Genomic DNA, 25,215 nt, shown 5'->3' on the forward strand with positions numbered 1-25,215 from the left:
GAGCACGGGTGGAGCATGACGGGCGAGGATCGGGCGCGGGGCGGGACAGCTGCCGACGAGACCACCGATTTCGGCTACGAGCGCGTGGCGCTGGGACAGAAGCAGGGTCGCGTGGATGCGGTGTTCCACTCGGTCGCCCGCCGCTACGACCTAATGAACGACCTGATGTCGGCGGGGCTCCACCGGGCCTGGAAGGCGCAGCTCGTCTCGATGCTGCGCCCGTCAAAGGGCCGGCCCCACCGCCACCTCGACGTGGCGGGCGGCACCGGCGACGTCGCCTTCCGGGTGCTCGACGCGGGAGGCCCGCGCACCGCCGTCACGGTGCTCGACATCAACGAGTCGATGTTGCGCGTCGGCGCCGAGCGGGTGCCCGAGCGCTTCGCCGGGCGGATCGATTTCGTCACTGGCAACGCCGAGAGCCTGCCGCTGCCCGACGCCACCTTCGACGCCTACACCATCGCCTTCGGCATCCGGAACGTGCCGCGCATCGACCTCGCGCTCGCCGAGGCGCGCCGCGTGCTGAAGCCCGGCGGGCGCTTCCTCTGCCTCGAATTCTCGCAGGTCGATCTGCCTGTGCTCGACAGGATCTACGACGCCTACTCCTTCCACGTGATCCCGCGCATCGGCGCGCGGGTGGCGGGCGACGCCGAATCCTACCGCTACCTCGTGGAATCGATCCGCAAGTTCCCGACGCGGGGCGCCTTCGCGGGACTGATCGAGCAGGCGGGCTTCCGCCACGTCACCGACCGCCCGCTCTCCGGCGGGATCGTCGCCATCCATTCCGGCTGGAAGGTCTCGTGAGCGCGCCGCGGCGCGACCGAGAGGGCTGATCCGGTGCTCGGCGCGATCTTCCACCTGGCGCGCGGCGCCCATGTCGGCTTCGTGCTGGCGCGCGAGGGGGCGCTGTCCTTCGTCGACCCCGCCGAGCTGCCGCCGCACCTGCGGCTCGCGCTGAAGCTCGGCCGCTCGCTGGAGCGGCCCGGCCTCGGCGACGGCGCGGCCCGGCTCTCGGCGGCGATGACCCGGCTCGGGCCGAGCTACGTCAAGTTCGGCCAGTTCCTGGCGACGCGCCCCGACATCGTGGGCATGAAGGCGGCCCGCGACCTGGAGAAGCTGCAGGACCGAGTGCCGCCCTTCCCGCAGGGCACCGCGATCCGGGTTGTGGAGGCGGCCTTCGGCAAGCCGGTCGGCACGCTGTTCGTCTCCTTCAGCGAGCCGATCGCCGCGGCCTCGATCGCCCAGGTGCACAAGGCGGTGGTGCAGGATGCCGACGGCACGCAGCGCGCGCTCGCCGTGAAGATCATGCGGCCGGGCGTGCGCGAGCGATTCCAGCGCGACCTGCAGGTGATGCGCTTCATCGCCCGCGTGGTTCACGCGCTCTCGCCCCAGGCCGAGCGCCTGCGCCCGCGGGAGGTGGTGGAGATCCTCGCCCGCTCCGTGATGATGGAGATGGATTTCCGCCTCGAAGCGGCGGCGGCCTCGGAACTCGCCGAGAACACGAAGGACGATCCCGATTTCCGTGTGCCGCGACCTGAATGGGAGCTGACGGCGCGCGACGTGCTCTCCTCCGAGTGGATCGACGGGACGAAGCTCCACAGCAAGGCGGAGATCGTGGCGGCCGGGCTCGACCCGGAGGCGGTCGGCCGCGCGGTGATCCAGAGCTTCCTGCGCCACGCCATCCGCGACGGCTTCTTCCACGCCGACATGCACCAGGGAAACCTGTTCGTGGACGCGTCTGGCAAGCTCGTCGCGGTCGATTTCGGCATCATGGGCCGGCTCGGACGCAACGAGCGGCGCTTCCTCGCCGAGATCCTGCTCGGCTTCATCATGCGCGACTACCGCCGGGTGGCGCAGGTGCATTTCGAGGCCGGCTACGTGCCGGCGCACCACTCGGTGGAGGATTTCGCGCAGGCGATCCGGGCGATCGGCGAGCCGATCCATCAGCGCCGAGCCGACGAGATCTCGATGGCGAAGGTGCTGACGCTCCTCTTCGATGTCACCGCGCTCTTCGACATGAGCACGCGGACCGAATTGGTGATGCTGCAGAAGACCATGGTGGTGGTCGAGGGTGTCGCCCGCTCGCTGGACCCGCGCCTCGATATGTGGACCACCGCCGAGCCGGTGGTGCGCGCCTGGATCGGGCGCAATCTCGGGCCGGTGGGTCGGCTCGAACAGGGGACGGAGGCGCTGCGCACCATCGCGGATGTCGTTGCCGACATGCCCGACCTCGCCCAGCGCCTGAAGCGGGTGATCATCCGCCTCGACGAGTCGGGCACCGGCGACGCGCAGCGCGTCGAGCGCTTCGCCCGCAACGAGCGCCGCCGGGCGGTCCTCCAGACCCTGGCGCTCTGGGGCATCGCGATCGGTGCGCTGGTGCTGGCCTTCCGGTAGAAGGCTCTTCCATGACCCTGCCGCTCGCCGACCGCCGCATCCTCCTCGTCATCGGCGGGGGCATCGCGGCCTACAAGACGCTGGACCTGATCCGGCGCCTGCGCGAGCGGGGCGCGAGCGTCTGTCCGGTGCTGACGGCCGGCGCGCAGGAATTCGTGACTCCGCTCGCCGCCGCCGCGCTCGCGGGCGAGCGGGCCCATACCGATCTGTTCGACCGGGCGGAGGAGGCCGATATCGGCCACATCAAGCTCGCCCGCCGGGCCGACGCCGTGGTTGTGGCGCCCGCCACCGCCAACCTGATGGCCCGGATGGCGACCGGTCAGACGCCGGACCTCGCCGGCACGGTGCTGCTCGCCACGACCCTGCCGATCCTGATCGCGCCCGCCATGAACGTGCGGATGTGGCAGCACCCGGCGACGCAGCGGAACCTCGCGACGCTCCGCGCCGACGGCGTGCGGGTCGTCGGCCCCAACGACGGCCGCATGGCCGAGAACGAGACCGGCCCTGGCCGGATGGCCGAGCCCAACGAGATCGCCGACGCGGTGGAGGCGATGCTCACCCGCCCGCCGGGCCCGCTCGCCGGACGGCGCGTGCTGGTGACCTCCGGCCCCACCCACGAGCCGATCGACCCGGTGCGCTACCTCGCCAACCGTTCCTCGGGCCGCCAGGGCCACGCCATCGCGGCGGCCGCGGCCGAGGCCGGCGCCGAGGTCACGCTCATCTCCGGGCCGGTGGCGATTCCCGATCCGGCGGGGGTGCCGGTGGTGCGCGTCGAGACGGCGCGGGAGATGCTGGAGGCCGTGCGCGCCGCGCTCCCCGCCGATCTCGCGGTCTTCGCGGCGGCGGTGGGCGACTGGCGCCCGGCCGCCGAGCAGGGCCACAAGATCAAGAAGGACGGCGCCGCTCCCCCGCCGCTGGCGCTCGTCGAGAACCCCGATATCCTCGCCACCGTCTCTCAGATGTCGGAGGGCCGGCCGACCCTCGTCGTCGGCTTCGCGGCCGAGACCGACCGGGTGCTCGATCACGCCCGCGCCAAGCTCGCCCGAAAGGGCTGCGACCTGCTGGTGGCCAACGACGTCTCGCCCGCGGGCGGCGTGATGGGCGGCGCCCGGAACACCGTCCACCTGCTGGGACGCGACGGCGCGCTCGAGACCTGGCCGACGCTCGCCAAGGACGAGGTCGGCCGGCGGCTTGTGGAGCGGTTCGCGGCACTCCTCGCCCGGACCTGAGCGGGTACGACGTCAGTTCCCGCGCAAAGGGATATTGGCGCGAACGAAAGGCTCTAAAGTTGCAGGAGCCGCCCGCGCCCTGACGATACGCCGAGCGCGGGGCCAAAATTATCGTTCCGTATCGGCGCGATGATGCTTTTTTAATAACACCTGCGCTTGTCTGCATTCCTGAAGCGCCATTCAGGATTGTATCGATGAAGCTCGGCCTCGGTCTCAAGATCCACGCCGTGACAGCGATGGCCCTGGCCGGCATGCTGGTGGTCATCGGGCTCGCGGTGCACGGCCTCTCCGGCGAGATCGACGGGGCGCGGGCCACCCGCACGCGGCAGGCGGTCGAGCTCGCCCGCGGCATCCTGGCCCACTACGAGGGCGAGGCGCGGGCTGGCCGCCTGACGCAGGACGCGGCCCGGGCGGCGGCGCTCGGCACGGTCAAGACCCTGCGGTTTGCCGGCGACGAGTACTTCTTCGTCGTGGACGACGCGCTCCGGATGATCATGCACCCGATCAAGCCGGCGCTCGACGGCAAGGACATGACCGGCTTTGCCGACCCGAACGGCTACAAGCTCTTCCAGGCGATGGGAGAGACCGTGCGCCGGAACGGGGCCGGCTTCGTCGCCTATCTCTGGCCGAAGCCCGGCGCCGAGGCGCCGGTCGGCAAGATCTCGTACGTTGCGGGCTTTCAGCCCTGGGGCCTGATCGTCGGGGCGGGCGTCTACACCGACGACACGATGGCCTACCTGCGCGACACCGTGCTGCGGCTGGGCGGCGGCCTGTTCGCGGTTCTCGCCCTGGTCGGGCTGGTGGCGGCTGTGATCGGGCGGAACGTGACCCGGCCGGTGCTGGGCCTCGCAGAGGCGATGGCGCGCGTTGCCCGAGGCGAGCACACCGCGATTCCGGGCCGCGACCGCGGGGACGAGATCGGCAGCATGGCGCGCGCCCTCGAAGTGGTCCGCGACGCAGCCGCCGGCAAGGCGGAGCTCGAGGCCCAGGCGCGGGATCAGGCGCGTTCGCAGATCGATCATGGGCAGCGCCTGGAGGCCGGCATCGACGCCTTCCGCGAGGCGGTTCAGGGCTCGCTCGCGGGGCTTGCCCGCGACACCGACACCATGCAGGCGACGGCCCGCACCCTCTCGGGGATCGCCGCCCGCTCGGCCACCGAGGCCTCGGCTGCCACCGCCTCGTCGATCTCGACGGCCCATAACGTCACGGCCGTGGCCGGCGCCACGGAAGAGCTCTCGAGCTCGATCCAGGAGATCGCCCGGCAGGTCGAAGGCGCTACCGGCGTGGTCCGCCGCGGGGCCGCGATGGGCGAGCGCTCGGCCGAGCAGGTCGATCATCTGAGCCAGTCGGCGGCCCGCATCGGGGCGGTCGTGGCGACGGTGCAGGCGATCGCCAGCCAGACGAATCTGCTGGCGCTGAACGCGACCATTGAGGCGGCGCGGGCGGGCGAGGCCGGCCGCGGCTTCGCGGTGGTGGCCGCCGAGGTGAAGGAACTCGCCAACCAGACCGCGCAGGCGACCGAGGAGATCGTCGGCTACGTCGCCGAGATCCAGGCCTCGACCCGCGCGGCTGTCGAGGGCATCCACGCACTGACCGGGGTCATGCGCGAGATCGACGGCGTCACCGTCGCGGTCGCGGGGTCGATCGACCAGCAGGATTCCGCCGCCCGCGAGATCGCGAGCAGCATCGGCTCGGCCGCCAGCGGCACCGACACGCTGGCCCGCGCGATGCGCCTCGCGACGCAGGCGGCGGACGAGACGCAGGGGGCTGCGGGCTCGATGCTCACGGTTTCGGACAGCCTGGGGCAGCAGAGCCGGGCGATCGAGCAGCAGGTGCGCGCCTTCCTCGACGCGCTTCGAGACCCCGGCGCGCGCGCGGCCTGAGGGCGCGTGCAGGGGGCGGAACGACGAACGGCCCCGCGCCGTCACGGGCCCCTCAACCCCGCGGCAGCAGCCGGTCGCTGATGATGCGACGCTGGATCTCGCTCGTGCCCTCGAAGATCGTCGTGAGCCGGGCATCGCGCCAGTAGCGCTCGACCCGGCGCTCGGTGGTGTAGCCGTTGCCGCCGTGAAGCTGCATCGCCTGGTTCGTCACCCGGACCGCCATCTCGGTGGCCAGCAGCTTCACCATCGCCGACTCGCTCTCGGCGGGCTCACCCTGGTCGAGGAGATGCGCGACCTGCCACCAGAAGGCGCGGGCCTGCGCCACGTCCGCCGCCATGTCGGCGAGCGTGAAGCGCAGCGCCTGGAACTCGGCGATCGGGTGTCCGAACTGCTCGCGCTCCTGCAGGTAGGCCTGGGTGTCCTCCAAAGCCGCGCGGGCGACCCCGACCGCGCGGGCGGCCGTGTGGACGCGGGCGATGTTGAGGCCACGCTGCACGGCCGCGAAGCCGCCCGAATCGGCGTCGGCGCCCACATCGCCGTAGAGCCCGGTGAGCCGGTCGCTCTCGGGAACGCGCACGCCGTCGAGTTCGAGCTGATAGGTCTGGAAGCCGTGATAGCCGACCTTGTCGATGGCCCGGCCCGTCATGCCCTCCGGGAAGGTGCCGGGCCGCTTCACCACTAGGAAGGGTTCGAGCCCCGCCGAGCGCGGCTCGCCGGGCTCCGGGTCGCGCGTCCGGGCCAGGACCTCGATGAAGTCGGCCGCGAGCGCGAAGCCGGCCCAGCGCTTGGTCCCGGTGAGAAGCCAGGTGTCGCCCTCGCGCACGGCCCGGGTCTGCACGCCGGCCAGATCCGAGCCCGCCGTCGGCTCGGAGAGCGAGATGCTGCCGATCCACCGCCCCCGCGCGGACTTGGCGAGCAGGTCCAGCCGGCGGGCGTCGTCGATCGTCTGTGTTCCGAGTCCCTGCCCCCGCGCCAGGATGCTGCCGACCGAGAGCCAGGCGCGGGCGAGTTCCTCCGAGACGAGGCAGTACTCGAACACGCCGAGCCCCAACCCGCCGTGCTCGGCCGGGATCGTGATGCCGAACCAGCCCCGCTCCGCCATCTGGTCGATGAGCGCACGGGGCATCTCGCCTTTGCGCGGATCGAGCTCGTCGGCGAGCGGCAGCACCGCGTCGCGGGCGAAGGCGCGCGCCTCCGCCTGGAGGGCCGCGCGCCGCTCCGTGCGCCAGGGCGATGGCAGCTCGGGCGGGCGCGGCTCGATTGGATTCTGCGGCATCGGTTCCTCCCGGTCGCGTCGTTCTCGGCCAGGTTCTCGGACCCCAGCCTCTCGATGGGCAGATAGGGCGTAGCGCCGCGCTTTCCCCGCGGCCGTCCCGCGCCACGTGAGCTTAACGTTTGATGCGGCGCGCGCTTGAGCGGTCCGTTAACCATACTGTGAGCCGCAGCGGAGATTGGCCCCATGCCGTCCGTCCAACCGGTCAGCTCCGTCGTCGAAACTCTTCTCGTTATGCTGGCCGAGGAACCGCCCGGACGGGACCGCGCGGCGGCCGAGCGGGCCGCGGAACGGCTCGACCGGCTCGAATACGCGGCGCGCTGGGACGGTGCGGCTCCGGAGACGCTCGCGGCGATCGCCGGAGCTCGGATGCTGCTCGGCCTCTCCGACTATCCGGTTCCCAGGCTTCTGCGCTTCGCGCCGCGGCGCCCGGGCGCCGACGCCCGCTCGCCGCACTGAGCGCCATATTGCAGCGCAACGCCTGCGCGAACATTTTTCGCGTCGCGGTAGATTACGGTTTCCTCAGTCGGCTGAACTTGGCTTCGACCCTCCAGGGCGGGGATGCCGGACCGCACGCAGTCCCGAAACATCCGCGAATGCTTCATCGAGCCTTGACGCGGCGCCGGGGCCGGGGTCATTGGCCGCGACGCCGGATCAGGCCGCCGGATCGAGAGAGCGGCCCTCCGACAGCTCAGGACCGGAGGCCCCGTTGAAACGTTCGCGCCGCACGAAGATCGTCGCCACCCTCGGGCCGGCCTCCGACACGCCCGAGATGATCGCGAAGCTCTTCCACGCGGGCGCCGACGTATTCCGGCTCAACATGAGCCACCTCCCCCGCGAGAAGCTGCCCGAGAAGGTCGAGGTGATCCGCGCCGTGGAGCGCGAGGCCAAGCGCCCGATCGCGATCCTGGTCGATCTCCAGGGCCCGAAGCTCCGGCTCGGCACCTTCGCGGAGGGCGCCGCGATGATCGAGAACGGCGCCACCTTCGTGCTCGACGGCGACCCGACGCCGGGCGACGCGCAGCGCGTCCACCTGCCCCATCCGGAGATCCTGCAGGCGCTGGAGCCCGGCCACGCCATCCTGGTCGACGACGGCAAGCTCCGACTCTCCGTGGTCGAGGTCGGCGAGATGCGGGCGGTCACACGGGTCGAGGTCGGCGGGCGCATCTCGAACCGCAAGGGCGTGTCCCTGCCCCACACGGTGATCCCCCTGCCGGCGATGACCGACAAGGACCGCTCGGATCTGGAGGCGGGCCTCAATGCGGGCGCCGACTGGATCGCGGTCTCCTTCGTGCAGCGGCCCGAGGACGTGGCCGAGGTGAAGAAGGTCGCGGCCGGCCGCGCCCTGGTGATGGCCAAGATCGAGAAGCCGCAGGCGCTCTCGCGCCTGGAGGAGATCATCGAGATCTCCGACGGGCTGATGGTGGCCCGCGGCGATCTCGGCGTGGAGATGCCGCTGGAGCAGGTGCCGGGCGTGCAGAAGCGCATCACCCGGGCCTCGCGCCGCCAGGGCAAGCCGGTGGTGGTCGCCACCCAGATGCTCGAATCGATGATCACCGCCCCCGTGCCGACCCGCGCCGAGGTCTCCGACGTGGCCACCGCCGTCTACGAGGGCGCGGACGCGGTGATGCTCTCCGCCGAGAGCGCGTCGGGCGCTTTCCCGGTCGAGGCGATCACCACGATGAGCCGAATCGCCGAGCAGGTGGAGCGCGACGTGCTCTACTGGTCGATCATCCGGGCGCAGTCCTCGACGCCGGACCACACCGCCGCCGACGCGATCGCGGCGGCCGCCCACCAGATGGTCGACGCCCTCGACCTCAGCGCGATCATGGCCTGGACGCATTCGGGCTCGACGGCTCTGCGCCTCTCGCGCGAGCGCCCGAACGCAACCGTGATCGCCCTCACCCCGAAGCGCGAGACGGCGCGGCGGCTCGCCATGGCCTGGGGCACGCACCCGATCGTGACGAAGGACGCCTCGGACGTGGACGACATGGCCTCGCGCGCCTGCAAGTTCGCGGTGCGCGAGCGCTTCGCCGATGTGGGCGACCGGGTGATCGTGGTAGCGGGCGTGCCCTTCGGGACGCCGGGCGCCACCAATCTCGTGCGCATCGCCTTCGTGACGCGCGAGCACGCCGAGCGGGCGTGACCCGCGTTGTCTCCCTCCCCTCCAGGGAGGGAGACGGCGCACTTCAGCCCGCAGCCAGAGCCTCCTCAAACAGGACCGCCTCGCCGCGCGACGGCGCGGTGAGCTGCCCCTCCCACATCACGCGGTTGCCCCGCACCACCGTGCCGACGGGCCAGCCGGTGACCGTGACGCCGTCGTAGGGCGTCCAGCCGCATTTCGAGGCGATCCAACCGTTGCGGATGGTCTCGCGGCGCTTGAGGTCCACCACCGTCACGTCGGCATCGTATCCGACCGCGAGCCGTCCCTTGCGGGCGATCCCGAACAGCCGCTGCGGCCCGGCGCTGGTCAGGTCCACGAAGCGGGCGAGCGAGAGCCGGCCAGCCGCGACGTGGTCGAGCATCATCGGCACGAGGGTCTGGACGCCGGTCATGCCGGAGGGCGAGTCCGGATAGGGCTTGGCCTTCTCTTCCAAGGTGTGCGGCGCGTGGTCGGAGCCCAGCACGTCGGCGACGCCCTGGGACAGACCGCGCCAGATCCCGGCGCGGTGCTCGGCATCGCGCACCGGCGGGTTCATCTGCACCAGCGTGCCGAGGCGGGCATAGGCCTCCGTTCCGTCGAGGGTCAGGTGGTGGGGCGTGACCTCGCAGCTCGCCACGTCCTTGTGCTCGGCGAGGAAGACCATCTCCTCCTTGGTGGAGATGTGCAGGATGTGGATGCGTGCTCCGGTCTCGTGCGCCAGCGCCACCAGGCGCTGCGTCGCCTTGAGCGCGGCCTCGGGCGAGCGCCAGACCGGGTGCGAGGACGGGTCGTTCGGCACCCGCAAGCCCTTGCGCTCGCGCAGCATCGGCTCGTCCTCGGCGTGGAAGGCGGCGCGGCGGCGGATGTTCCTGAGGATCGCGCGCACGCCCGCGTCGTCCTCGACCAGCAGCGCGCCGGTGGAGGAACCCACGAAGACCTTGATGCCGGCGGCCCCCGGGAGGCGCTCCAGCTCGGCCACCTCGGCGGCGTTCTCGTGCGTGCCGCCGACCCAGAAGGCGAAGTCGCAGTGCATGCGGTGATGCGCGCGCGCGACCTTGTCGGCCAGCGTCTCCCGGCTCGTGGTGAGCGGGTTGGTGTTCGGCATCTCGAACACCGCCGTCACGCCGCCCATCACCGCGGCGCGCGAGCCCGATTCGAGATCTTCCTTGTGATCGAGGCCGGGCTCGCGGAAGTGCACCTGGCTGTCGATCACGCCGGGCAGGAGATGCAGGCCGGTGCAATCCTGCCGCTCGGCGGCACCGCGGTTGGCCAGATCGCCGATCTCGGCGACGCGGCCCGCCCGGATGCCGAGATCGGCCCGGTGCTCACCGTCGTGGTTGACCACGGTGCCCCCGGCGAGGACGAGGTCGAAGGGCTGCTCCATCATACTCTCCAGGGCTTCGGCGGGGCGGTTGAGACCCGTTCCCGCGGGGCTTATGTCAGGCGCGCGCCGCGTGCCACCCCCGCGGCAATGCTGGAGGTCCCAGCCGGAGGTCCCATGCCGATCGCGCTTCTCCCCGACCGCGCCCTCGTCACCGTGACGGGCCCGGACGCGACGGACCTGCTTCAGGGTGTGCTGACCTGCAACGTCGCCACCCTGCCCGAGGGCGCGGCCCGGCTCGGTGCCCTGCTGACGCCGCAGGGCAAGATCCTGTTCGACTTCCTGATCTCGCGCGTGGTCGACGGCTTCCGCCTCGACGTGGCCACCGAGCAGGCCCCCGCGCTCGCCAAGCGTCTGAGCCTCTACAAGCTGCGCGCGAAGGCCGAGATCGCCGCTGACCCGACCGTGGCGGTGGCCGCGACCTGGGACGGCGCGACGACCGCAGCCGAGGTGGCGCGCGTCGAGGATACCCGCGCCCCGGGCCTCGGCGCCCGCCTCTACGCGGCTGAGGGCGCCTTCTCGGCCGACGCGTCGCCGGACGATTACCACGTCCACCGCGTCGCGCTCGCGGTGCCGGAAGGCGGGCGCGATTTCGCGTTCGGCGACGCCTTCCCGCACGAGGCGCTGATGGACCAGCTCGGCGGGGTGGATTTCCGGAAGGGCTGCTACGTCGGCCAGGAGGTGGTCTCCCGCATGCAGCACCGCGGCACCGCGCGCACCCGCATCCTCGCGGCGCACTATCCCGCGGGCGAGGCCGCAGCACCCGGCACCGAGATCACCGCGGGCGGCAAGGTGCTGGGCACGACCAGCAGCGTCGCGGGCTCCCGCGGCCTCGCCACGGTCCGGCTCGACCGCCTCGGCGACGCCCTCGCCGCGGGCGAGACCCTGCGGGCCGGGGACCGCGCCGTCGCGCTGGAGCGCCCGGCCTATGCGGGCTTCGCGATGCCCGAGACGGCGGGCGCGCCCGCCGCCTGAGCGCGGCTGGTGGTCTGCGCGGAGGTGAGGATGCGCTGCGCGCACGCCTTGAGGACGATGGCGTTCCGCTCTTGTTCTCGCTAAACCGGGCCCATGTCCGAGACCGGCCTCATCGAGCATCCCGACGACTGCGCCCGCTGCTGGTGGCCGGGGCACGACCCGTTCTACATGGCCTACCACGACACCGAGTGGGGCGTTCCGGAGCGCGACGGCCGCGCCCTCTACGAGAAGCTGATCCTCGACGGGTTCCAGGCGGGCCTGTCCTGGATCACTATCCTGCGCCGCCGCGAAGGCTTCCGCGAGGCCTTCGCGGGGTTCGAGCCGGAGCGGATCGCCCGCTTCACGGATGCCGATGTCGAGCGCCTGATGAGCGACGCCCGCATCATCCGCAACCGCGCCAAGATCGAGGCGACGATCCGGGGTGCCCGCGCGTGGCTCGCCATCGAGGAGCGGGGGCCGGGCTTCTCGCGCTTCCTCTGGGACTTCGTGGACGGGCAGCCGATCCAGGGCACGGCGCGCACCCGCGCCGAGATCGTGCCGGAGACGCCGCTCTCCCGGCAGGTCAGCAAGGCCTTGAAGGCGCAAGGGTTCGGCTTCTGCGGGCCGACCATCGTGTACGCCTTCATGCAGGCGACCGGCCTCGTGAACGACCACCTCGTCGGCTGCCACCGGCACGCGGCCTGCGCCGCGTACGGAGGGCGGGCGTGAACCCGCCTGCCCCGCGCGCGTGGCAGCGCATGCTGTCCGGCCGCCGCCTCGACCTGCTCGACCCCTCCCCCCTCGACATCGAGCTCGCCGACATCGCGCACGGCCTCGCGCGGGTCGCGCGCTGGAACGGTCAGACCGCGGGCGAGCACGTCTTCTCGGTGGCCCAGCACTCCCTGCTGGTCGAGGCGATCGGGCTGCACCTGCGGCCGGACTGCACGGCGCCGCAGGGCCTCGAATTCCTGCTGCACGACGCGCCCGAATACGTGGTCGGCGACATCATCTCGCCGCTCAAGGCCGCGATCGGCGATGCCTACAAGGGGGTCGAGCGGCGCCTGCTCGCCGCGATCCGCCGCCGCTTCGGGCTCGACGCGCCGGACCCGGCCCTGTCCCGCCTCGTCAAGCGGGCCGACCGGATCGCCGCCCATGTCGAGGCCGTGCGGCTCGCGGGCTTCACGGAAGCCGAGGCGGCGCGCTATTTCGGCCGGGCCGAGCCCCTGCCCGAGACGGTCCTGGCGCTCGCCGAGCCCTGGCCGACCGCCCGGGCGCAGGACCGCTACATCGCCCGCTTCGAAGCGCTCGCCGGATAGATCCGATGCCGACCCTCCACGTCTGCTCCCTCGCGCGCCTGCCCGAGACCGTCGCGGCCACGGGAGCGGGCCACGTCCTCAGCCTGCTCACTTCCGGCAACGCGCCCGACCTGCCCGATACGGTGCCGCCGGACTGCCGCGCGGTGATCGCGGTCAGCGACATCGCGGCGGCGACGGACGGCCACGTGCTCGCAGACGACACGCATGTCGAGCGGATCATCGCCTTCGTGCGGGCCTGGCCCCGCGAGCGCCCCCTGATCATCCACTGTTGGGCGGGGATCAGCCGCTCGACCGCGGCGGCCTACATTGCGGCCTGCGCCCTGCGGCCAGAGCGCGACGAGGCCGAGGTCGCGCGGGCGCTGCGCGCCGCCTCGCCCTCCGCCACGCCGAACCCGCTTTTCGTGGCGCTGGCCGACCGGATCCTCGGGCGCGAGGGGCGCATGGTCGCGGCAATCCAGGCGATCGGCCGCGGCGCCGACGCCTACGAGGGCGCGCCGTTCCAGTTCGCGGTGTAGGGGCGTGGTGCCGCGACCGGTCGCGTATCGGGCCGTACCGTACCACCGCCGCGGGTGTTGCCCCGGCACGTCAGGGCCGCGAAAGCGGTGGGTCATACAGGCCCGGCGCCTACCCCCGGGTTGTCCCGGGCGTGTCCTCCGCCCTAGAACCGGTCCAAAGGAAACATCCAGGGATGACCGCAGCTCGCTCCGATACCGCCCCCGCCGCGCCCGACCTGCCCTTCGAGAAGGCTCTCGAGCAGCTCGAGGAGATCGTGCGCCGCCTCGAGCGGGGGGACGTTCCGCTGGACGAATCCGTCGCGATCTACGAGCGCGGCGAGATGCTGAAGCGGCACTGCGAGCAGCTGCTCAAGCGGGCCGAGGCCCGCATCCAGCGGATCACGCTCGGGCCCGAGGGCCGCGCCGAGGGTGTGGCGCCGCTGGACGTCGAGTAGTCCGCCCATCCCGGACAGGACGAGGATTGATGCCGTGGCCGAGAACGAGAGCGTGACGTCGATCCTTGAGGGTCTGGAGGAGCCGGCGGCCCTGCGCCGCCTGCCGGAGAGCCGCCTTCAGGCTGTGGCCGACGCCGTGCGCGCCGAGATGATCGACGCGGTCTCCGTCACCGGCGGCCATCTCGGCTCCGGGCTCGGCGTCGTCGAGCTCACGGTCGCGCTGCACCACGTCTTCGACACGCCCGACGACCGCATCATCTGGGACGTCGGCCACCAGGCCTACCCGCACAAGATCCTCACCGGACGCCGCGACCGCATCCGCACGCTCCGCCAGGGCGGCGGCCTGTCGGGCTTCACCAAGCGGAGCGAGAGCGTCTACGACCCCTTCGGCGCGGCCCACTCCTCCACCTCGATCTCCGCCGGCCTCGGCATGGCGGTCGCCCGCGACCTCGACGTGGCCGAGGCCAAGGCCGCCGGCCGCGAGAGTCCGAAGCGCCGCAACGTCATCGCGGTGATCGGCGACGGCTCGATGTCGGCCGGCATGGCCTACGAGGCCATGAACAATGCCGGCGCCCTGCACTCGCGCCTCATCGTCATCCTCAACGACAACGACATGTCGATCGCGCCGCCTGTCGGCGCCATGTCGGCCTACTTCGCCCGGCTGGCCTCCGGCGGCACCTACCGCTCGCTCCGCGAGACCGCCAAGCAGCTCGGCCAGCTCCTGCCGAAGGCCATCTACCAGCGCGCGGCGGCGGCCGAGGAGTATGCCCGCTCGCTCGTGGTGGGCGGGGGCACCATGTTCGAGGAGATGGGCTTCCACTACGTGGGACCGGTCGACGGGCACAACCTCGACCACCTCCTGCCCATCCTCAAGAACGTGCGCGACGCCGAGCACGGGCCCATCCTGCTCCACGTCGTCACCCAGAAGGGCAAGGGCTACGCGCCGGCCGAGGCCAGCGCCGACCGCTACCACGGCGTGGTCAAGTTCGACGTGGTCTCAGGGGTCCAGGCCAAGGCCAAGCCGAACGCCCCGGCCTACACCCGCGTCTTCGGCGAGAGCCTGATCAAGGCGGCCGACGCCGACCCGAAGGTGGTGGCGATCACCGCGGCGATGCCGGGCGGCACCGGCATCGACCTGTTCGGCAAGGCGCATCCGAGCCGCACCTTCGACGTCGGCATCGCCGAGCAGCACGCGGTCACCTTCGCGGGCGGCCTGGCCACCGAGGGCTACCGGCCGTTCGTTGCGATCTACTCGACCTTCCTGCAGCGCGCCTACGATCAGGTCGTGCACGACGTGGCCCTGCAGAACCTGCCCGTGCGCTTCTGCCTGGACCGGGCGGGGCTGGTGGGCGCGGATGGCGCCACGCACGCGGGCGCCTTCGACCTCGCCTACCTCTGCTGCCTGCCGAACATGACGGTGATGGCGGCCGCCGACGAGGCCGAGCTGGTGCACATGGTGGCGACCTGTCACGCGCACGACTCAGGGCCGATCGCGCTGCGCTACCCGCGCGGCGAGGGCGTGGGGGTTGAGCTTCCCGAGCGGGGCGAGGCGCTGGCGATCGGGCGCGGGCGGATCCTGCGGCGTCCCGAGGGTGCGCGGGTGGCGCTCTTGTCGCTCGGCACGCGTCTCTCTGAGGCGCTGAAGGCGGCCGACCAGCTGGAGGAGGCGGGCGTCGCCGTGACGGTGGCGGATGCGCGCTTTGCCAAGCCGCTGGACGAGGGGATGATCCTGGACCTGGCGGCGAGCCACGAGGTTCTGATCACGCTGGAGGAGGGCTCGCGCGGCGGCTTCGGCGCGATGGTGCTGCATCTCCTGTCGGAGCGGGGCGTGCTGGACGCGATGCGGGTCCGGGTCCGCACGATGACGCTGCCGGACGCCTACCAGGACCACGACACGCCGGACCGGATGTACGCCGAGGCCGGGCTCGACGCCGCCGCCATCGTCGCCAAGATCAACGAGGTCCTGCCCGAGCGCCAGGACGGCCGCTCGCGCCTGCGGCTGGCCTGAGACACGCAAGGGGGCCGGTCCGCCGGCCCCGCTTGTTCCCCGCGGCGTTCGGTGACACAAGCCCCCGCACCGCGGTGCAGCACGATGGGCCGATTCGCCCGCACCGCGTCTTCGTGACGATACGAGCGTGATGGCAGAGGCGACCCAGACCGGCCCCTCCGAACCCGGCCCCGTGCTGATCACCGGCGCGAGCGGCTTTCTCGGCCCGGCCCTCGTGGACGTGTTCCGGGCGGCGGGCTTCCCCGTGCGCATCCTCGTGCGCGCCACGAGCCCGCGCAAGAATCTCACCTGGACGGATGTCGAGATCGCCGAGGGTGACATGCGGGATCCCGCCGCGGTCGCGCAGGCGATGCGGGGCCAGCGCTATCTCGTGCACGCGGCCGCCGATTATCGGCTCTGGGCGCCCGACATGGAGGAGATCGTCCGGACGAACCGCGACGGCACCCGCGTGATGATGCAGGCGGCCCTGAATGCTGGCGTCGAGCGGGTGGTCTACACGTCGAGCGTCGCCACGATCCGGCCGCCCGCGGACGGTGTCACGCCCTCCGACGAGACCATGCCGCTGACGCCCGAGACCGCGATCGGCGCCTACAAGCGCAGCAAGGTCGTGGCGGAGCGCGTGGTCGAGGAGATGGTGGAGAACGACGGCCTGCCGGCCGTGATCGTGAACCCCTCGACCCCGATCGGCCCTCGCGACGTGAAGCCGACGCCCACCGGGCGCATCATCCAGGAGGCGGCGATGGGCAAGATGCCGGCCTTCGTCGATACCGGCCTCAACCTCGCGCACGTCGACGACGTGGCGGCCGGCCACTTGCTGGCGCTTCGGAAAGGCCGGATCGGCGAGCGCTACATCCTGGGCGGCGAGAACGTGCTCCTGTCGCAGATGCTCGCCGACATCGCCCGCATCGTTGGCCGTAGGCCCCCGACCGTGAACCTGCCGCGTGGCGCGGTCTATCCCGTCGCCTTCTTCTCGGAATTGGCCGCCCGCTTCACCGGCAAGCAGCCCTTCGCCACGATCGACGGCATCCGCATGTCGCGCTACCGGATGTTCTTCTCCGACGCCAAGGCGCGGGCCGAACTCGGCTACTCCGCCCGCCCCTACCGACAGGGCCTGGAGGACGCGATCGGCTGGTTCCGCAACGCGGGGTATCTGCGATGAGCGCCGCCCTCGACACCGCGACCGCGACGCGCTCTGGCAAGGGGCACCGCGACGAGAACTTTCCGGTCGCCTCGCACCTGATCCACCCGCGCAATCGGCCGCCGATCCTGGCCTTCTACTACTTCGTGCGCGCGGGCGACGACGTGGCAGATCATCCGGACTTATCGTCGGAGCAGAAGATCGCGCTGCTCGACGGCCTCGCCGACGCGCTCACCGGCGCCGGCCCGTCCGACCCGGAGGCCGAGCCGCTGAAGGCGGAGCTTGCCGCCCGCGGCCTGCCGCCGCTGCACGCGCTCGAACTGCTCGACGCCTTCCGCATGGACGCGCGCAAGAACCGCTACGCCGACTGGAACGAGCTGATCCACTATTGCCGCTACTCGGCGATGCCGGTGGGCCGCTACGTTCTCGACGTGCATGGCGAGGACCCGGCCCGGGTCTACAAGGCGTCCGACGCGATCTGCGCCGCCCTCCAGATCCTCAACCACCTGCAGGATTGCGGCAAGGACTTCGCCAAGATGGACCGGGTCTACATCCCGGAGGAGACGCTGCGGAAGCACGGCGCCACCGTCGCCATGCTGGGCGAACCGACGGCCACGCCGCAGCTGCGCGCCGTGATCAGCGAGTTGGCCGGGCGCACGCTCGCCCTGCTGGAGGAGGGCCGCGCGCTGCCCGATCTCATCGACGACACCCGCCTCTCCATGGAGATCGCCGCGATCCACCGGCTCGCCGTGCTGCTGACGCGCGGCCTGCTCACCCGCGACCCGCTCTCCGAGAAGGTCCACCACGGCAAGGCCGCCTTCGCGCTGACCGCGCTCGGCGCCGCGGCGGGCGCGCTCGCCCGCCGGCCCTTCCGCGGCCGGCTCGCGCGCGCTGCGGCCTGAGAGACAGCTGAGATCATGACCGCCGCCGTCGATACCGCTGCCCAGCCCGCCGCCGAGGCCCCTGCCCTGCCGGCCGCCGGCTCCTCGTTCTACACCGCCATGCGGCTCCTCCCGAAGGAGCGGCGCGAGGCGATGTACGCCGTCTACGCCTTCTGTCGTGCCGTGGACGATGTCGCCGACGACGGCGGTCCCGCCGAGTTGCGCGCGGCCGAGCTGGAGCGCTGGCGCGCCGATATCGATGCCCTCTACGCCGGCCGCCCGGCCGCGCGGGTGCGCGACCTCGTCGGGCCGGTGAAGGAGTACGACCTGAAGCGCGAGGATTTCCACGCCGTGATCGACGGCATGGCGATGGACGCCTTCACCGACATCGTCGCGCCGGACGCCGCCACCCTCGACCTCTACTGCGACCGGGTCGCCAGCGCGGTCGGGCGCCTCTCGGTGCGCATCTTCGGCATGCCGGAGGAGGACGGGATCCGCCTCGCCTGGCACCAGGGCCGCGCGCTCCAGCTCACCAACATCCTGCGCGACATCGACGAGGACGCCGAGCGCGGCCGCCTCTACCTGCCCCGCGAGCCGCTCGCCGCGATCGGGCTGGACAACCCGACGCCGGCCGCCGCCATGGCCCATCCGCGCATCGGCGAGGTCTGCGCCGCCCTCGCCAAGGAGGCGGAGGGGCATTACCGGGCGACCTGGGAGATCATCCGCCGCAACCCGCGCCGCGCCACCAAGGCCGCGCGCCTGATGGCCGCCGCCTACCGACTCTACCTCGTCGCCCTGCTCCGGCGCGGCTGGGCCGCTCCGCGCGCCCGCGTGAAACCGGCCAAGCTCGCCCTGATCGGCGTGGCGCTGCGGCACGGGATCGTCTGATGGGCACCGTCCACGTCGTCGGCTCGGGACTCGCCGGGCTCTCCGCCGCCGTCGCGTTGGTCCAGCGCGGCGAGCACGTCGTCCTGCACGAGGCCGCCAAGCAGGCGGGCGGGCGCTGCCGCTCCTACTACGACCCGGCCCTCGGGCTGACGATCGACAACGGCAACCACCTGCTGCTCTCCGGCAACGCGGACACGCTCGATTTCCTGCGCGTCGTCGGCGCGCCCGCCGACGCGCTCACCGGGCCGGACGAGGCGGTGTTCGACTTCGCCGACCTGCGGTCCGGCGAGCGCTGGCAGCTGCGCCCGAATGGGGGCCGCCTGCCCTGGTGGGTGCTGAGCCCCGACCGCCGCGTGCCGGGCACCCGCGCCCGCGACTACCTCGCGCCGCTCGGCATCCTGTTGGCCGCCGCCGGGCAGAAGGACGGCCAGGGCGGCACGATCGGCGCCCATATGCGCTGCGAGGGCCCGCTCTACGAGCGGCTCTGGCACCCGGTGCTGCTCGCCGCCCTCAACACCGACCCGCGCGAGAGCGATGTGGGCCTGGCCGCGAAGATCCTGCGCGAGACGCTGGGCGCCGGCGGGCAGGCCTGCCGGCCGCTGGTCGCCGTCGAGGGACTCTCGGCGGCCTTCGTCGATCCGGCGATCCGCTTCATCGAGGGTCGGGGCGGCGAGATCCGCTTCGGCCGCCGCCTGCGCGCGCTCGGCCTCGGACGCGGGCGCGCCGAGCGCCTGGACTTCTCGGACGGCCCGACCACGCTCGGCCCGAACGATTCGGTCGTGCTCGCCCTGCCCCCGTGGGTCGCGGCCGAGATGCTGCCCGACCTGCCGACGCCGCGGGAATACCGCTCGATCGTCAACGCCCACTTCGCGCTCGCGCCGAAGCCCGGCAGCCCGCTTTTTCTCGGCGTGGTGAACGGGCTGACCGAGTGGCTCTTCGCCTATCCGGACCGGTATTCGGTCACGATCAGCGGGGCCGACCGGCTCCTCGACGTGCCGCGTGAAGATCTCGCCCGCGAGATCTGGGGGGAGATCGCCCAGCTCGGTAATCTTGCGCGGGAACTGCCCAGCTGGCAGATCGTAAAAGAGAAGCGCGCCACCTTCGCGGCCACCCCCGCGGAGGCGGCTCGACGTGCGCGCGCCGAGACGGCCTACGACAACCTCGTGCTGGCGGGCGACTGGACCGCGACGGGCCTGCCCTCAACCATCGAGGGCGCGATCCGCTCGGGTCGCACGGCGGCGCGAGCACTTGCGTGCGGTGCAACACGCACGCGCGGAGCGGCCTGAGGCAGAAGCCGAGGGCTTGGGAATCAGGCGCGGGATTCCGGTCCGCGTCCCGAAGCCGGTCGCGGTCCTTCCGCGTTACGGCCTCGGTTGATCAGACACGCGACGCGCGCGGCAGGCCCTCCGGGGCGCCGGCGTCGAAGAGGCGAGGACGATGAGAGAGGCCGTGAGCAAGATCGAGGCGCTACAGCGCCCGAAGACGCAGGGGATTACCCTCGACGCCGTCGAGCGGAGCATCGCGCAGGCGACGCGCGCCCTCACGGATCTCGCCCACGACGACGGCCATATCTGCTTCGAGCTGGAGGCCGACGCCACCATCCCGTCCGAGTACGTCCTCTACCACCAGTTCCGCGGCACGAATCCCCGCCCCGGGCTGGAGGCGAAGATCGGCAACTACCTGCGGCGCACGCAGGGGCCGCACGGCGGCTGGGCGCTGGTCCACGAGGGCCCGTTCGACATGAGCGCGAGCGTGAAGGCCTACTTCGCGCTCAAGATGATCGGCGAGGACATCGAGGCGCCGCACATGCGCCGCGCCCGGGAGGCGATCCTCTCCCGCGGAGGGGCTGCCAACGCCAACGTCTTCACCCGCTTCATGCTCGCCCTCTACGGCGAGGTGCCCTGGCGCGCCGTGCCGGCGATGCCGGTCGAGGTGATGTTCCTGCCGAAGTGGTTCCCCTTCCACCTCGACAAGGTGAGCTACTGGGCCCGCTGCGTGATGGTGCCGCTCTTCGTGCTCCAGGCCACGAAGCCCCGCGCCCGCAACCCGCGCGGCATCGGCGTGCAGGAGCTGTTCGTCACGCCGCCCGAATCGGTCCGCTTCTGGCCGGGCAGCCCGCACGCGACCTGGCCCTGGACCCCGATCTTCGGCTTCATCGACCGCATCCTGCAGAAGACCGAGAATCATTTCCCCAAGGGGCCGCGCAAGCGCGCCATGGAGAAGGCCCGCGCCTGGGTGAGCGAGCGCCTCAACGGCGAGGACGGCCTCGGCGCGATCTTCCCCGCCATGGTCAACTCGGTGCTGATGTACGAGGTGATGGGCTACGGCCCCGATCACCCGCAGGTCCGCATCGCCTGCGACGCGATCGAGAAGCTCGTCGTCGAGAAGCCGCACGAGGCCTACGTTCAGCCTTGCGTTTCCCCGGTGTGGGACACCGCACTCGCGAGCCACGCGCTCCTCGAGGCCGGCGGGCCCGAGGCGGAGGCGCAGGCCCGGGCCGGCCTCGACTGGCTCAAGCCCCGCCAGATCCTCGACATCAAGGGCGACTGGGCCGCGGCCAAGCCCGACGTGCGCCCGGGCGGCTGGGCCTTCCAGTACGGCAACGCCCACTATCCCGACCTCGACGACACCGCGGTGGTGGTGATGTCGATGGACCGCGCCATGCGCCAGCACGGTCTGGTCGCCGGCATGCCGGACTACAAGGCGTCGATCGCCCGCGCCCGCGAGTGGGTCGAGGGGCTGCAGTCGAAGGACGGCGGCTGGGCGGCCTTCGACGCCGACAACAACCACATGTACCTCAACCACATCCCGTTCTCGGACCACGGCGCGCTGCTCGATCCGCCGACCGCGGACGTGACGGCGCGCGTGGTCTCGATGCTCTCGCAGCTCGGCGAGACCCGCCAGACCTCCAAGGCGCTCGACCGCGGCGTGACCTACCTCCTGAACGACCAAGAGGCCGACGGCTCGTGGTACGGCCGCTGGGGCATGAACTTCATCTACGGCACGTGGTCGGTGCTCTGCGCGCTGAACGCGGCCGGGGTCGACCCGCAATCCGCCGAGATCCGCAAGGCGGTCGGCTGGCTCATCCGCATCCAGAACCCGGATGGCGGCTGGGGCGAGGACGCGTCGAGCTACAAGATCGACCCGGCCTTCGAGCCCGGCTCGTCCACCGCCTCGCAGACCGCCTGGGCGCTGCTCGCCCTTATGGCGGCGGGCGAGTGCGAGGATCCGGCGGTCGCGCGCGGCATCAACTTCCTGACCCGGACGCAAGGGGCGGACGGCTTCTGGAACGAGGAGCGCTACACGGCGACCGGCTTCCCGCGGGTGTTCTACCTGCGCTACCACGGCTACCCGAAGTTCTTCCCGCTCTGGGCCATGGCCCGCTACCGCAACCTGAAGCGCGGAAACTCGCGGCAGGTGCAGTTCGGCATGTGAGGCCGCCTCTCAAGACCGAGCCCCATCCCTGCGGCCCCCGCTCCATCTGAGCGGGGGCCGCACGCTTTTCGAGACCGCCATGCAAGCGACGCCGGGCAACCAGCCCGAGAACCCGCCGGTGCTCGCCGTCACCGGGCTCGCCCGCGAGCGCCGGATCGCGGCGGGCGCGGGCGTCGAGGCGATCGGTGCCGGCGGTAGCCCGGACCGGCTGCGCGCCCTGCTGTCCGGTCGCGCGCCGCCGACTTGCCGGGCGGTGATCAGCTTCGGCATCGCAGGCGGCCTCGACCCGACGCTCCGGCCGGGCGACGTCGTCGTCTGCACCCATCTGAACGCGGACGGGCGCCATCCTGCCGATCCCGACCTCGCGCATCGTCTGCACGCGCGCCTGAGCGGCCTGCCGGGCCGGGTGGTCGCCGGCGGCCTCGCCGGCTCCGACGTCGCCGTCATGGCGGTAGCCGACAAGGCGGCGCTCCACGCCCGGACCGGGGCGCTCGCGGTCGACATGGAATCGCACGTGGCGGCCGCCTTCGCCCAGCGACACGCCATGCCCTTCGGCGCAATCCGGGTCGTCTGCGACCCGGCCGAGCGCGCACTGCCGGCCTTCGCGGCGACGGCGCTGACCCCCGAGGGGGAGCCCGATATCCGGGCCGTGCTCGCTGCCGTTCTGAGCGGCCGGGCCCGGATCGGCGACCTGATCCGGCTCGGCCGCGATTCCTCGGTGGCCTTCGCATCCCTGACGCGCTGCCGCGACCGGCTCGGACCCGGCCTCGGGCTCTCCTGACGGCGGATGCCCGGCCGCGGCGGCCCACGCCGTCGCGGCTGGGCGATGCCGTCCCTTCAGCTCACCATTGGTAGCGCAGGCCGGCAGTCACGCCGTGGGCGGTGCCCGACCGCAGGCCGATCGCGGCCTGGTAGTCGACGCGCCAGCCGAGCTGCTCGCTGATCGCGCCCTGCAGGCCGGCGCCCGCCGTGACGAAGTCGTCGCGCAGGAACGGCACCGTCACGGCGGCGCTCGCGAGGCTGTTCTCGACGCTGGCGAGGCGAACCGAGGCGAGGCTGCTCTGCGGCCCGGTGGCGAGGTTGTAGGCGAGCCGCACCGAGGGGATCAGCGCGCCGAAGCCGTAGAAGGCGGCCTCCGCGCCGAAGCGCGCGGCGGTCTGCCGGACCGTGAGCGCCTGATAGGCGACGTTGTTGCCGGCCGCCCCGGTCTCGGTGAAGCCGTCGACCCGGCCGACGAGATGCGTGATCCCGGCGAACGGCGTCAGGCGGACCTGATCGAGCCGGAACGGGACGCCGACCTCGCCGTCGAGGGCAAGGGCACTGCCCTCCGTCCGCCCGGTCGCCGTCAGGCCGTAGGCGCCCGGCCGGCGGATGCGGTCGAGGCTCACGTCCGGCGCGCCGCCGACGATGCCCTGGGCGTAGAAGTCCGGGCCGTAATAGCCCCCATAGGCGCTGAACGTGTAGGCGCTGTGGTCCTGACGGTAGCCGCCGGGGCGGCTCAGCGAGCCGGCGCCGCCGCCGACCGCGACGCCCGCGCGCCAGGGACCGGCGAGCGGCAGGTCGAGACCGACGGTGCCCTGCGCGATCGTCCGGTCGAGGGCGAGGCCGCCGTTGCGCGGCTGGTCGGCGAAGACGAAATCGCCGCCGACCCAGAGGCCCCAGCCCTGGCCCCAGGGCGTCGCCGTGCCGGCACCCCGGCGCAGGGCCGAGAGGTGGTCCTGCACACCGCGGGTCGCGGAAGCGGCGAAGCCGAGTGTCGCGCTGCCGAGCCCCTGGAGCACCACCGGCGCCGTCTGCTTCATCACGGCGAGCGAGAGCGGATCGACGTAGGTCGGCAGCGTCAGCCGGTAGGCCATCAGGACCGAATCGTTGTCGAGACCCGCATCGTAGCTCTGGCCGTTGATGCTGCCCTGGCGGGTGAGGAAGTCGTTGTCGTTGCCGACGAGGAGGAAATAGTCGTTCGGCGCGCGCTCGCTCAGCACCGGCACGAGGCCGAGCGCCTCGATCTTCTCCGACAGCGTGGTCCGGGTCGCGGGGTTGGTGTCGAGGTTCATGCCGAATCGGTTGAGCTGCACCGGGTTCAGCAGGTTGACCGCCTCGCTGGTCTGAACCGGCCGGATATCCGGCCGCAGAGTGCCGCCCGGCGCGATCGGCGTCGTGGTGGTGTCGAAGGTCGAGCCGGCGATGTTCGTCGCCCCCGCGATATCGACGAGCAGCACGCTCTTGTAGACGATCGGCGTGGTGTTGCCGGTGCCCTGGCCGTTCGAGTCGCGGGCGAGAACCAGGAATTGCGTGTCGTTGAGCGCGAGCATCTCGCTCTGCGCCGCCGTCCTGTTCGCCGCCTGTCCGTTGCCGTTGTCGCGGTAGACCGGCAGCTGCAGCACGTATTCCCGGACCGGCGCGGTCGGGACCGGGTTCGCCGCGATGTCGTAGACCAGGATGCGGGTATTGAGGCGCGTCTGCTGGTTCGCCGTCGAGTCCTGGAGGGCCGCGCTCTGCAGGATCGTCACGAGGCTGCGGCCATCGGGCGTGAGCGCGAGCGCCTCGAAGCCCTGGTTGTTCCGCCGTCCGGTATCCGGCGGGTTGATCGAGTTGAAATTGAGCTGGCCGCCGGTCCGCGGGCGCAGCGCCTCGGGCACGCCGAGCACGCCCTGGAGCTGTCCGCTCGCGTTGAAGTAGTAGACGTTCGCACCGTACTCGTCGCTGACGTAGAACGATCCGTCGAGGCGACGGGCGAGACCTTCCGCGTCGAGGCTGATCCGGCCCGCACTCGCGCCGGTCGTGGCCGCGGGCAGGATCGCGCCAAGCTGCGTGGTGGTGCCGGTGCCGGGATCGAAGCCGCTGAACCGGCGCCCGAGCGCGTCGGTGAGGACGAGGCCGCCATCGGGCGTCAGGGTGATCTGCCGCTGCGAGGCCGTCGATTGCGGCAGGTTGGCGTTGGGCTCCGGCGTGAAGCTCAGCCTGAAGCAGTTCAGTCGCCCGGCATAATCCGAGAAGATGCCGCCGTCAGGATTGTTGTAGCCGCGATCCGGCAGGGTGAAGAGCGTGCCCGAATAGGTGTCGCCGTTGCGGCGCCAACTCGCGAGATCGACGGCGAGCGACGAGAAGGACCCCAGCGTATCGCCCAGGAAGTCGCGGGTGGAGGCCGAGAGGCGGCCGACACCTTGAAGGCCCTGGTTCGTGATCGTGGTTCCGTTGAGCGTCGTCGAGACCGGGCCGTCGACCGGCTGCAGGTTCGGGCGCGTCGCAACGATCGACTGCGCCGCTGCCGCACCCGTCAGGGCGACGAGCACGCCGAGAGATCCCGCGGTGCGCACCGCAGACGATCGTTTCACCATCACCCCAA

Annotated in this window: 21 protein-coding genes; 18 read left to right on the forward strand and 3 right to left on the reverse strand. The window is 71.9% G+C overall.

Annotated features, from left to right (window positions below; translation table 11 throughout):
- Positions 1–15: 15 nt before the first annotated feature.
- The 4 genes from ubiE to DK427_RS24560 all read left to right on the forward strand — a co-directional run bounded on the left by ubiE (position 16) and on the right by DK427_RS24560 (position 5,503).
- Positions 16–801 carry a bifunctional demethylmenaquinone methyltransferase/2-methoxy-6-polyprenyl-1,4-benzoquinol methylase UbiE gene (ubiE, locus tag DK427_RS24545; protein WP_109953665.1) on the forward strand — a complete coding sequence of 262 codons (786 nt, stop codon included), beginning with the start codon at positions 16–18 and terminating at the stop codon, positions 799–801.
- Positions 802–834: 33 nt separating this feature from the next.
- The gene (gene ubiB, locus DK427_RS24550) at positions 835–2,391 is read left to right on the forward strand and encodes a 2-polyprenylphenol 6-hydroxylase (protein ID WP_109953666.1); all 1,557 of its coding nucleotides are present in this window, start codon (positions 835–837) and stop codon (positions 2,389–2,391) included.
- A gap of 11 nt (positions 2,392–2,402) precedes the next feature.
- Positions 2,403–3,620 (forward strand): bifunctional phosphopantothenoylcysteine decarboxylase/phosphopantothenate--cysteine ligase CoaBC, encoded by a 1,218-nt coding sequence (gene coaBC / locus DK427_RS24555; RefSeq protein ID WP_109953667.1) that lies wholly within the window; start codon positions 2,403–2,405, stop codon positions 3,618–3,620.
- 194 nt (positions 3,621–3,814) lie between these two features.
- Positions 3,815–5,503 carry a methyl-accepting chemotaxis protein gene (locus tag DK427_RS24560; RefSeq protein ID WP_109953668.1) on the forward strand — a complete coding sequence of 563 codons (1,689 nt, stop codon included), beginning with the start codon at positions 3,815–3,817 and terminating at the stop codon, positions 5,501–5,503.
- Between the two features lie 52 nt (positions 5,504–5,555).
- Here DK427_RS24560 and DK427_RS24565 read toward each other — a convergent pair whose 3' ends face one another.
- Entirely contained in the window at positions 5,556–6,779 is a 1,224-nt protein-coding gene (locus DK427_RS24565; protein WP_109953669.1) for an acyl-CoA dehydrogenase family protein, read from the reverse strand.
- Between the two features lie 183 nt (positions 6,780–6,962).
- On the opposite strand from DK427_RS24565, the gene DK427_RS24570 reads away from it, so the two are divergent.
- Positions 6,963–7,235 (forward strand): hypothetical protein, encoded by a 273-nt coding sequence (locus DK427_RS24570; RefSeq protein WP_162559888.1) that lies wholly within the window; start codon positions 6,963–6,965, stop codon positions 7,233–7,235.
- 250 nt (positions 7,236–7,485) lie between these two features.
- Positions 7,486–8,922: a pyruvate kinase gene (gene pyk, locus DK427_RS24575; RefSeq protein WP_109953671.1), complete on the forward strand. Its 1,437-nt coding sequence runs from the start codon at positions 7,486–7,488 to the stop codon at positions 8,920–8,922.
- A 43-nt stretch (positions 8,923–8,965) separates the two neighbouring features.
- On the opposite strand, the gene DK427_RS24580 is transcribed toward pyk, so the two are convergent.
- Positions 8,966–10,303, reverse strand: a complete 1,338-nt coding sequence (locus DK427_RS24580; protein WP_109953672.1) for a dihydroorotase — start codon at positions 10,301–10,303, stop codon at positions 8,966–8,968.
- Positions 10,304–10,417: 114 nt separating this feature from the next.
- Here DK427_RS24580 and ygfZ point away from each other — a divergent pair, with 114 nt between their 5' ends.
- The 12 genes from ygfZ to DK427_RS24640 all read left to right on the forward strand — a co-directional run bounded on the left by ygfZ (position 10,418) and on the right by DK427_RS24640 (position 22,650).
- Complete coding sequence (gene ygfZ, locus DK427_RS24585) at positions 10,418–11,275, forward strand: CAF17-like 4Fe-4S cluster assembly/insertion protein YgfZ (protein ID WP_109953673.1); 858 nt, start codon at positions 10,418–10,420, stop codon at positions 11,273–11,275.
- 93 nt (positions 11,276–11,368) lie between these two features.
- Complete coding sequence (locus DK427_RS24590; protein ID WP_109953674.1) at positions 11,369–11,983, forward strand: DNA-3-methyladenine glycosylase I; 615 nt, start codon at positions 11,369–11,371, stop codon at positions 11,981–11,983.
- A gap of 29 nt (positions 11,984–12,012) precedes the next feature.
- Positions 12,013–12,570 (forward strand): HD domain-containing protein, encoded by a 558-nt coding sequence (locus DK427_RS24595; protein ID WP_109953675.1) that lies wholly within the window; start codon positions 12,013–12,015, stop codon positions 12,568–12,570.
- Between the two features lie 5 nt (positions 12,571–12,575).
- The gene (locus tag DK427_RS24600; protein WP_109953676.1) at positions 12,576–13,085 is read left to right on the forward strand and encodes a tyrosine phosphatase family protein; all 510 of its coding nucleotides are present in this window, start codon (positions 12,576–12,578) and stop codon (positions 13,083–13,085) included.
- A gap of 173 nt (positions 13,086–13,258) precedes the next feature.
- A complete protein-coding gene (locus tag DK427_RS24605) occupies positions 13,259–13,519 on the forward strand; it encodes an exodeoxyribonuclease VII small subunit (protein WP_109953677.1) in 261 nt (86 codons plus the stop codon).
- Positions 13,520–13,553: 34 nt separating this feature from the next.
- Complete coding sequence (gene dxs / locus DK427_RS24610; RefSeq protein WP_425452507.1) at positions 13,554–15,527, forward strand: 1-deoxy-D-xylulose-5-phosphate synthase; 1,974 nt, start codon at positions 13,554–13,556, stop codon at positions 15,525–15,527.
- Between the two features lie 130 nt (positions 15,528–15,657).
- On the forward strand, positions 15,658–16,686 hold the full coding sequence (hpnA, locus tag DK427_RS24615; RefSeq protein WP_109953678.1) for a hopanoid-associated sugar epimerase: 1,029 nt from the start codon (positions 15,658–15,660) through the stop codon (positions 16,684–16,686).
- Positions 16,683–17,567 carry a squalene synthase HpnC gene (hpnC, locus tag DK427_RS24620; RefSeq protein ID WP_109953679.1) on the forward strand — a complete coding sequence of 295 codons (885 nt, stop codon included), beginning with the start codon at positions 16,683–16,685 and terminating at the stop codon, positions 17,565–17,567. The genes hpnA and hpnC overlap by 4 nt, the downstream gene beginning before the upstream one ends.
- Before the next feature lie 15 nt (positions 17,568–17,582).
- Positions 17,583–18,434 carry a presqualene diphosphate synthase HpnD gene (gene hpnD, locus DK427_RS24625; RefSeq protein ID WP_109953680.1) on the forward strand — a complete coding sequence of 284 codons (852 nt, stop codon included), beginning with the start codon at positions 17,583–17,585 and terminating at the stop codon, positions 18,432–18,434.
- Complete coding sequence (gene hpnE, locus DK427_RS24630; protein WP_109953681.1) at positions 18,431–19,720, forward strand: hydroxysqualene dehydroxylase HpnE; 1,290 nt, start codon at positions 18,431–18,433, stop codon at positions 19,718–19,720. Before hpnD ends, hpnE begins: the two co-directional genes overlap by 4 nt.
- A gap of 151 nt (positions 19,721–19,871) precedes the next feature.
- Complete coding sequence (gene shc / locus DK427_RS24635) at positions 19,872–21,869, forward strand: squalene--hopene cyclase (protein ID WP_109953682.1); 1,998 nt, start codon at positions 19,872–19,874, stop codon at positions 21,867–21,869.
- A 79-nt stretch (positions 21,870–21,948) separates the two neighbouring features.
- The gene (locus DK427_RS24640; RefSeq protein WP_109953683.1) at positions 21,949–22,650 is read left to right on the forward strand and encodes a phosphorylase; all 702 of its coding nucleotides are present in this window, start codon (positions 21,949–21,951) and stop codon (positions 22,648–22,650) included.
- A 61-nt stretch (positions 22,651–22,711) separates the two neighbouring features.
- Here DK427_RS24640 and DK427_RS24645 read toward each other — a convergent pair whose 3' ends face one another.
- Complete coding sequence (locus tag DK427_RS24645) at positions 22,712–25,162, reverse strand: esterase-like activity of phytase family protein (protein ID WP_245930705.1); 2,451 nt, start codon at positions 25,160–25,162, stop codon at positions 22,712–22,714.
- Positions 25,163–25,215 lie beyond the last annotated feature (53 nt).

It is taken from the genome of Methylobacterium radiodurans (assembly GCF_003173735.1).
Taxonomy (GTDB): domain Bacteria; phylum Pseudomonadota; class Alphaproteobacteria; order Rhizobiales; family Beijerinckiaceae; genus Methylobacterium; species Methylobacterium radiodurans.

Coding starts and splice junctions, on each gene's coding strand:
- DK427_RS24570 (WP_162559888.1), top strand. CDS start 6,963: ATGCCGTCCGTCCAACCGGTCAGCTCCGTCGTCGAAACTCTTCTCGTT.
- hpnD (WP_109953680.1), top strand. CDS start 17,583: ATGACCGCCGCCGTCGATACCGCTGCCCAGCCCGCCGCCGAGGCCCCT.
- DK427_RS24560 (WP_109953668.1), top strand. CDS start 3,815: ATGAAGCTCGGCCTCGGTCTCAAGATCCACGCCGTGACAGCGATGGCC.
- DK427_RS24595 (WP_109953675.1), top strand. CDS start 12,013: ATGCTGTCCGGCCGCCGCCTCGACCTGCTCGACCCCTCCCCCCTCGAC.
- ygfZ (WP_109953673.1), top strand. CDS start 10,418: ATGCCGATCGCGCTTCTCCCCGACCGCGCCCTCGTCACCGTGACGGGC.
- DK427_RS24580 (WP_109953672.1), bottom strand. CDS start 10,303: ATGGAGCAGCCCTTCGACCTCGTCCTCGCCGGGGGCACCGTGGTCAAC.
- shc (WP_109953682.1), top strand. CDS start 19,872: ATGAGAGAGGCCGTGAGCAAGATCGAGGCGCTACAGCGCCCGAAGACG.
- hpnC (WP_109953679.1), top strand. CDS start 16,683: ATGAGCGCCGCCCTCGACACCGCGACCGCGACGCGCTCTGGCAAGGGG.
- ubiE (WP_109953665.1), top strand. CDS start 16: ATGACGGGCGAGGATCGGGCGCGGGGCGGGACAGCTGCCGACGAGACC.
- DK427_RS24605 (WP_109953677.1), top strand. CDS start 13,259: ATGACCGCAGCTCGCTCCGATACCGCCCCCGCCGCGCCCGACCTGCCC.
- hpnA (WP_109953678.1), top strand. CDS start 15,658: ATGGCAGAGGCGACCCAGACCGGCCCCTCCGAACCCGGCCCCGTGCTG.
- DK427_RS24590 (WP_109953674.1), top strand. CDS start 11,369: ATGTCCGAGACCGGCCTCATCGAGCATCCCGACGACTGCGCCCGCTGC.
- DK427_RS24600 (WP_109953676.1), top strand. CDS start 12,576: ATGCCGACCCTCCACGTCTGCTCCCTCGCGCGCCTGCCCGAGACCGTC.
- coaBC (WP_109953667.1), top strand. CDS start 2,403: ATGACCCTGCCGCTCGCCGACCGCCGCATCCTCCTCGTCATCGGCGGG.
- DK427_RS24565 (WP_109953669.1), bottom strand. CDS start 6,779: ATGCCGCAGAATCCAATCGAGCCGCGCCCGCCCGAGCTGCCATCGCCC.
- DK427_RS24640 (WP_109953683.1), top strand. CDS start 21,949: ATGCAAGCGACGCCGGGCAACCAGCCCGAGAACCCGCCGGTGCTCGCC.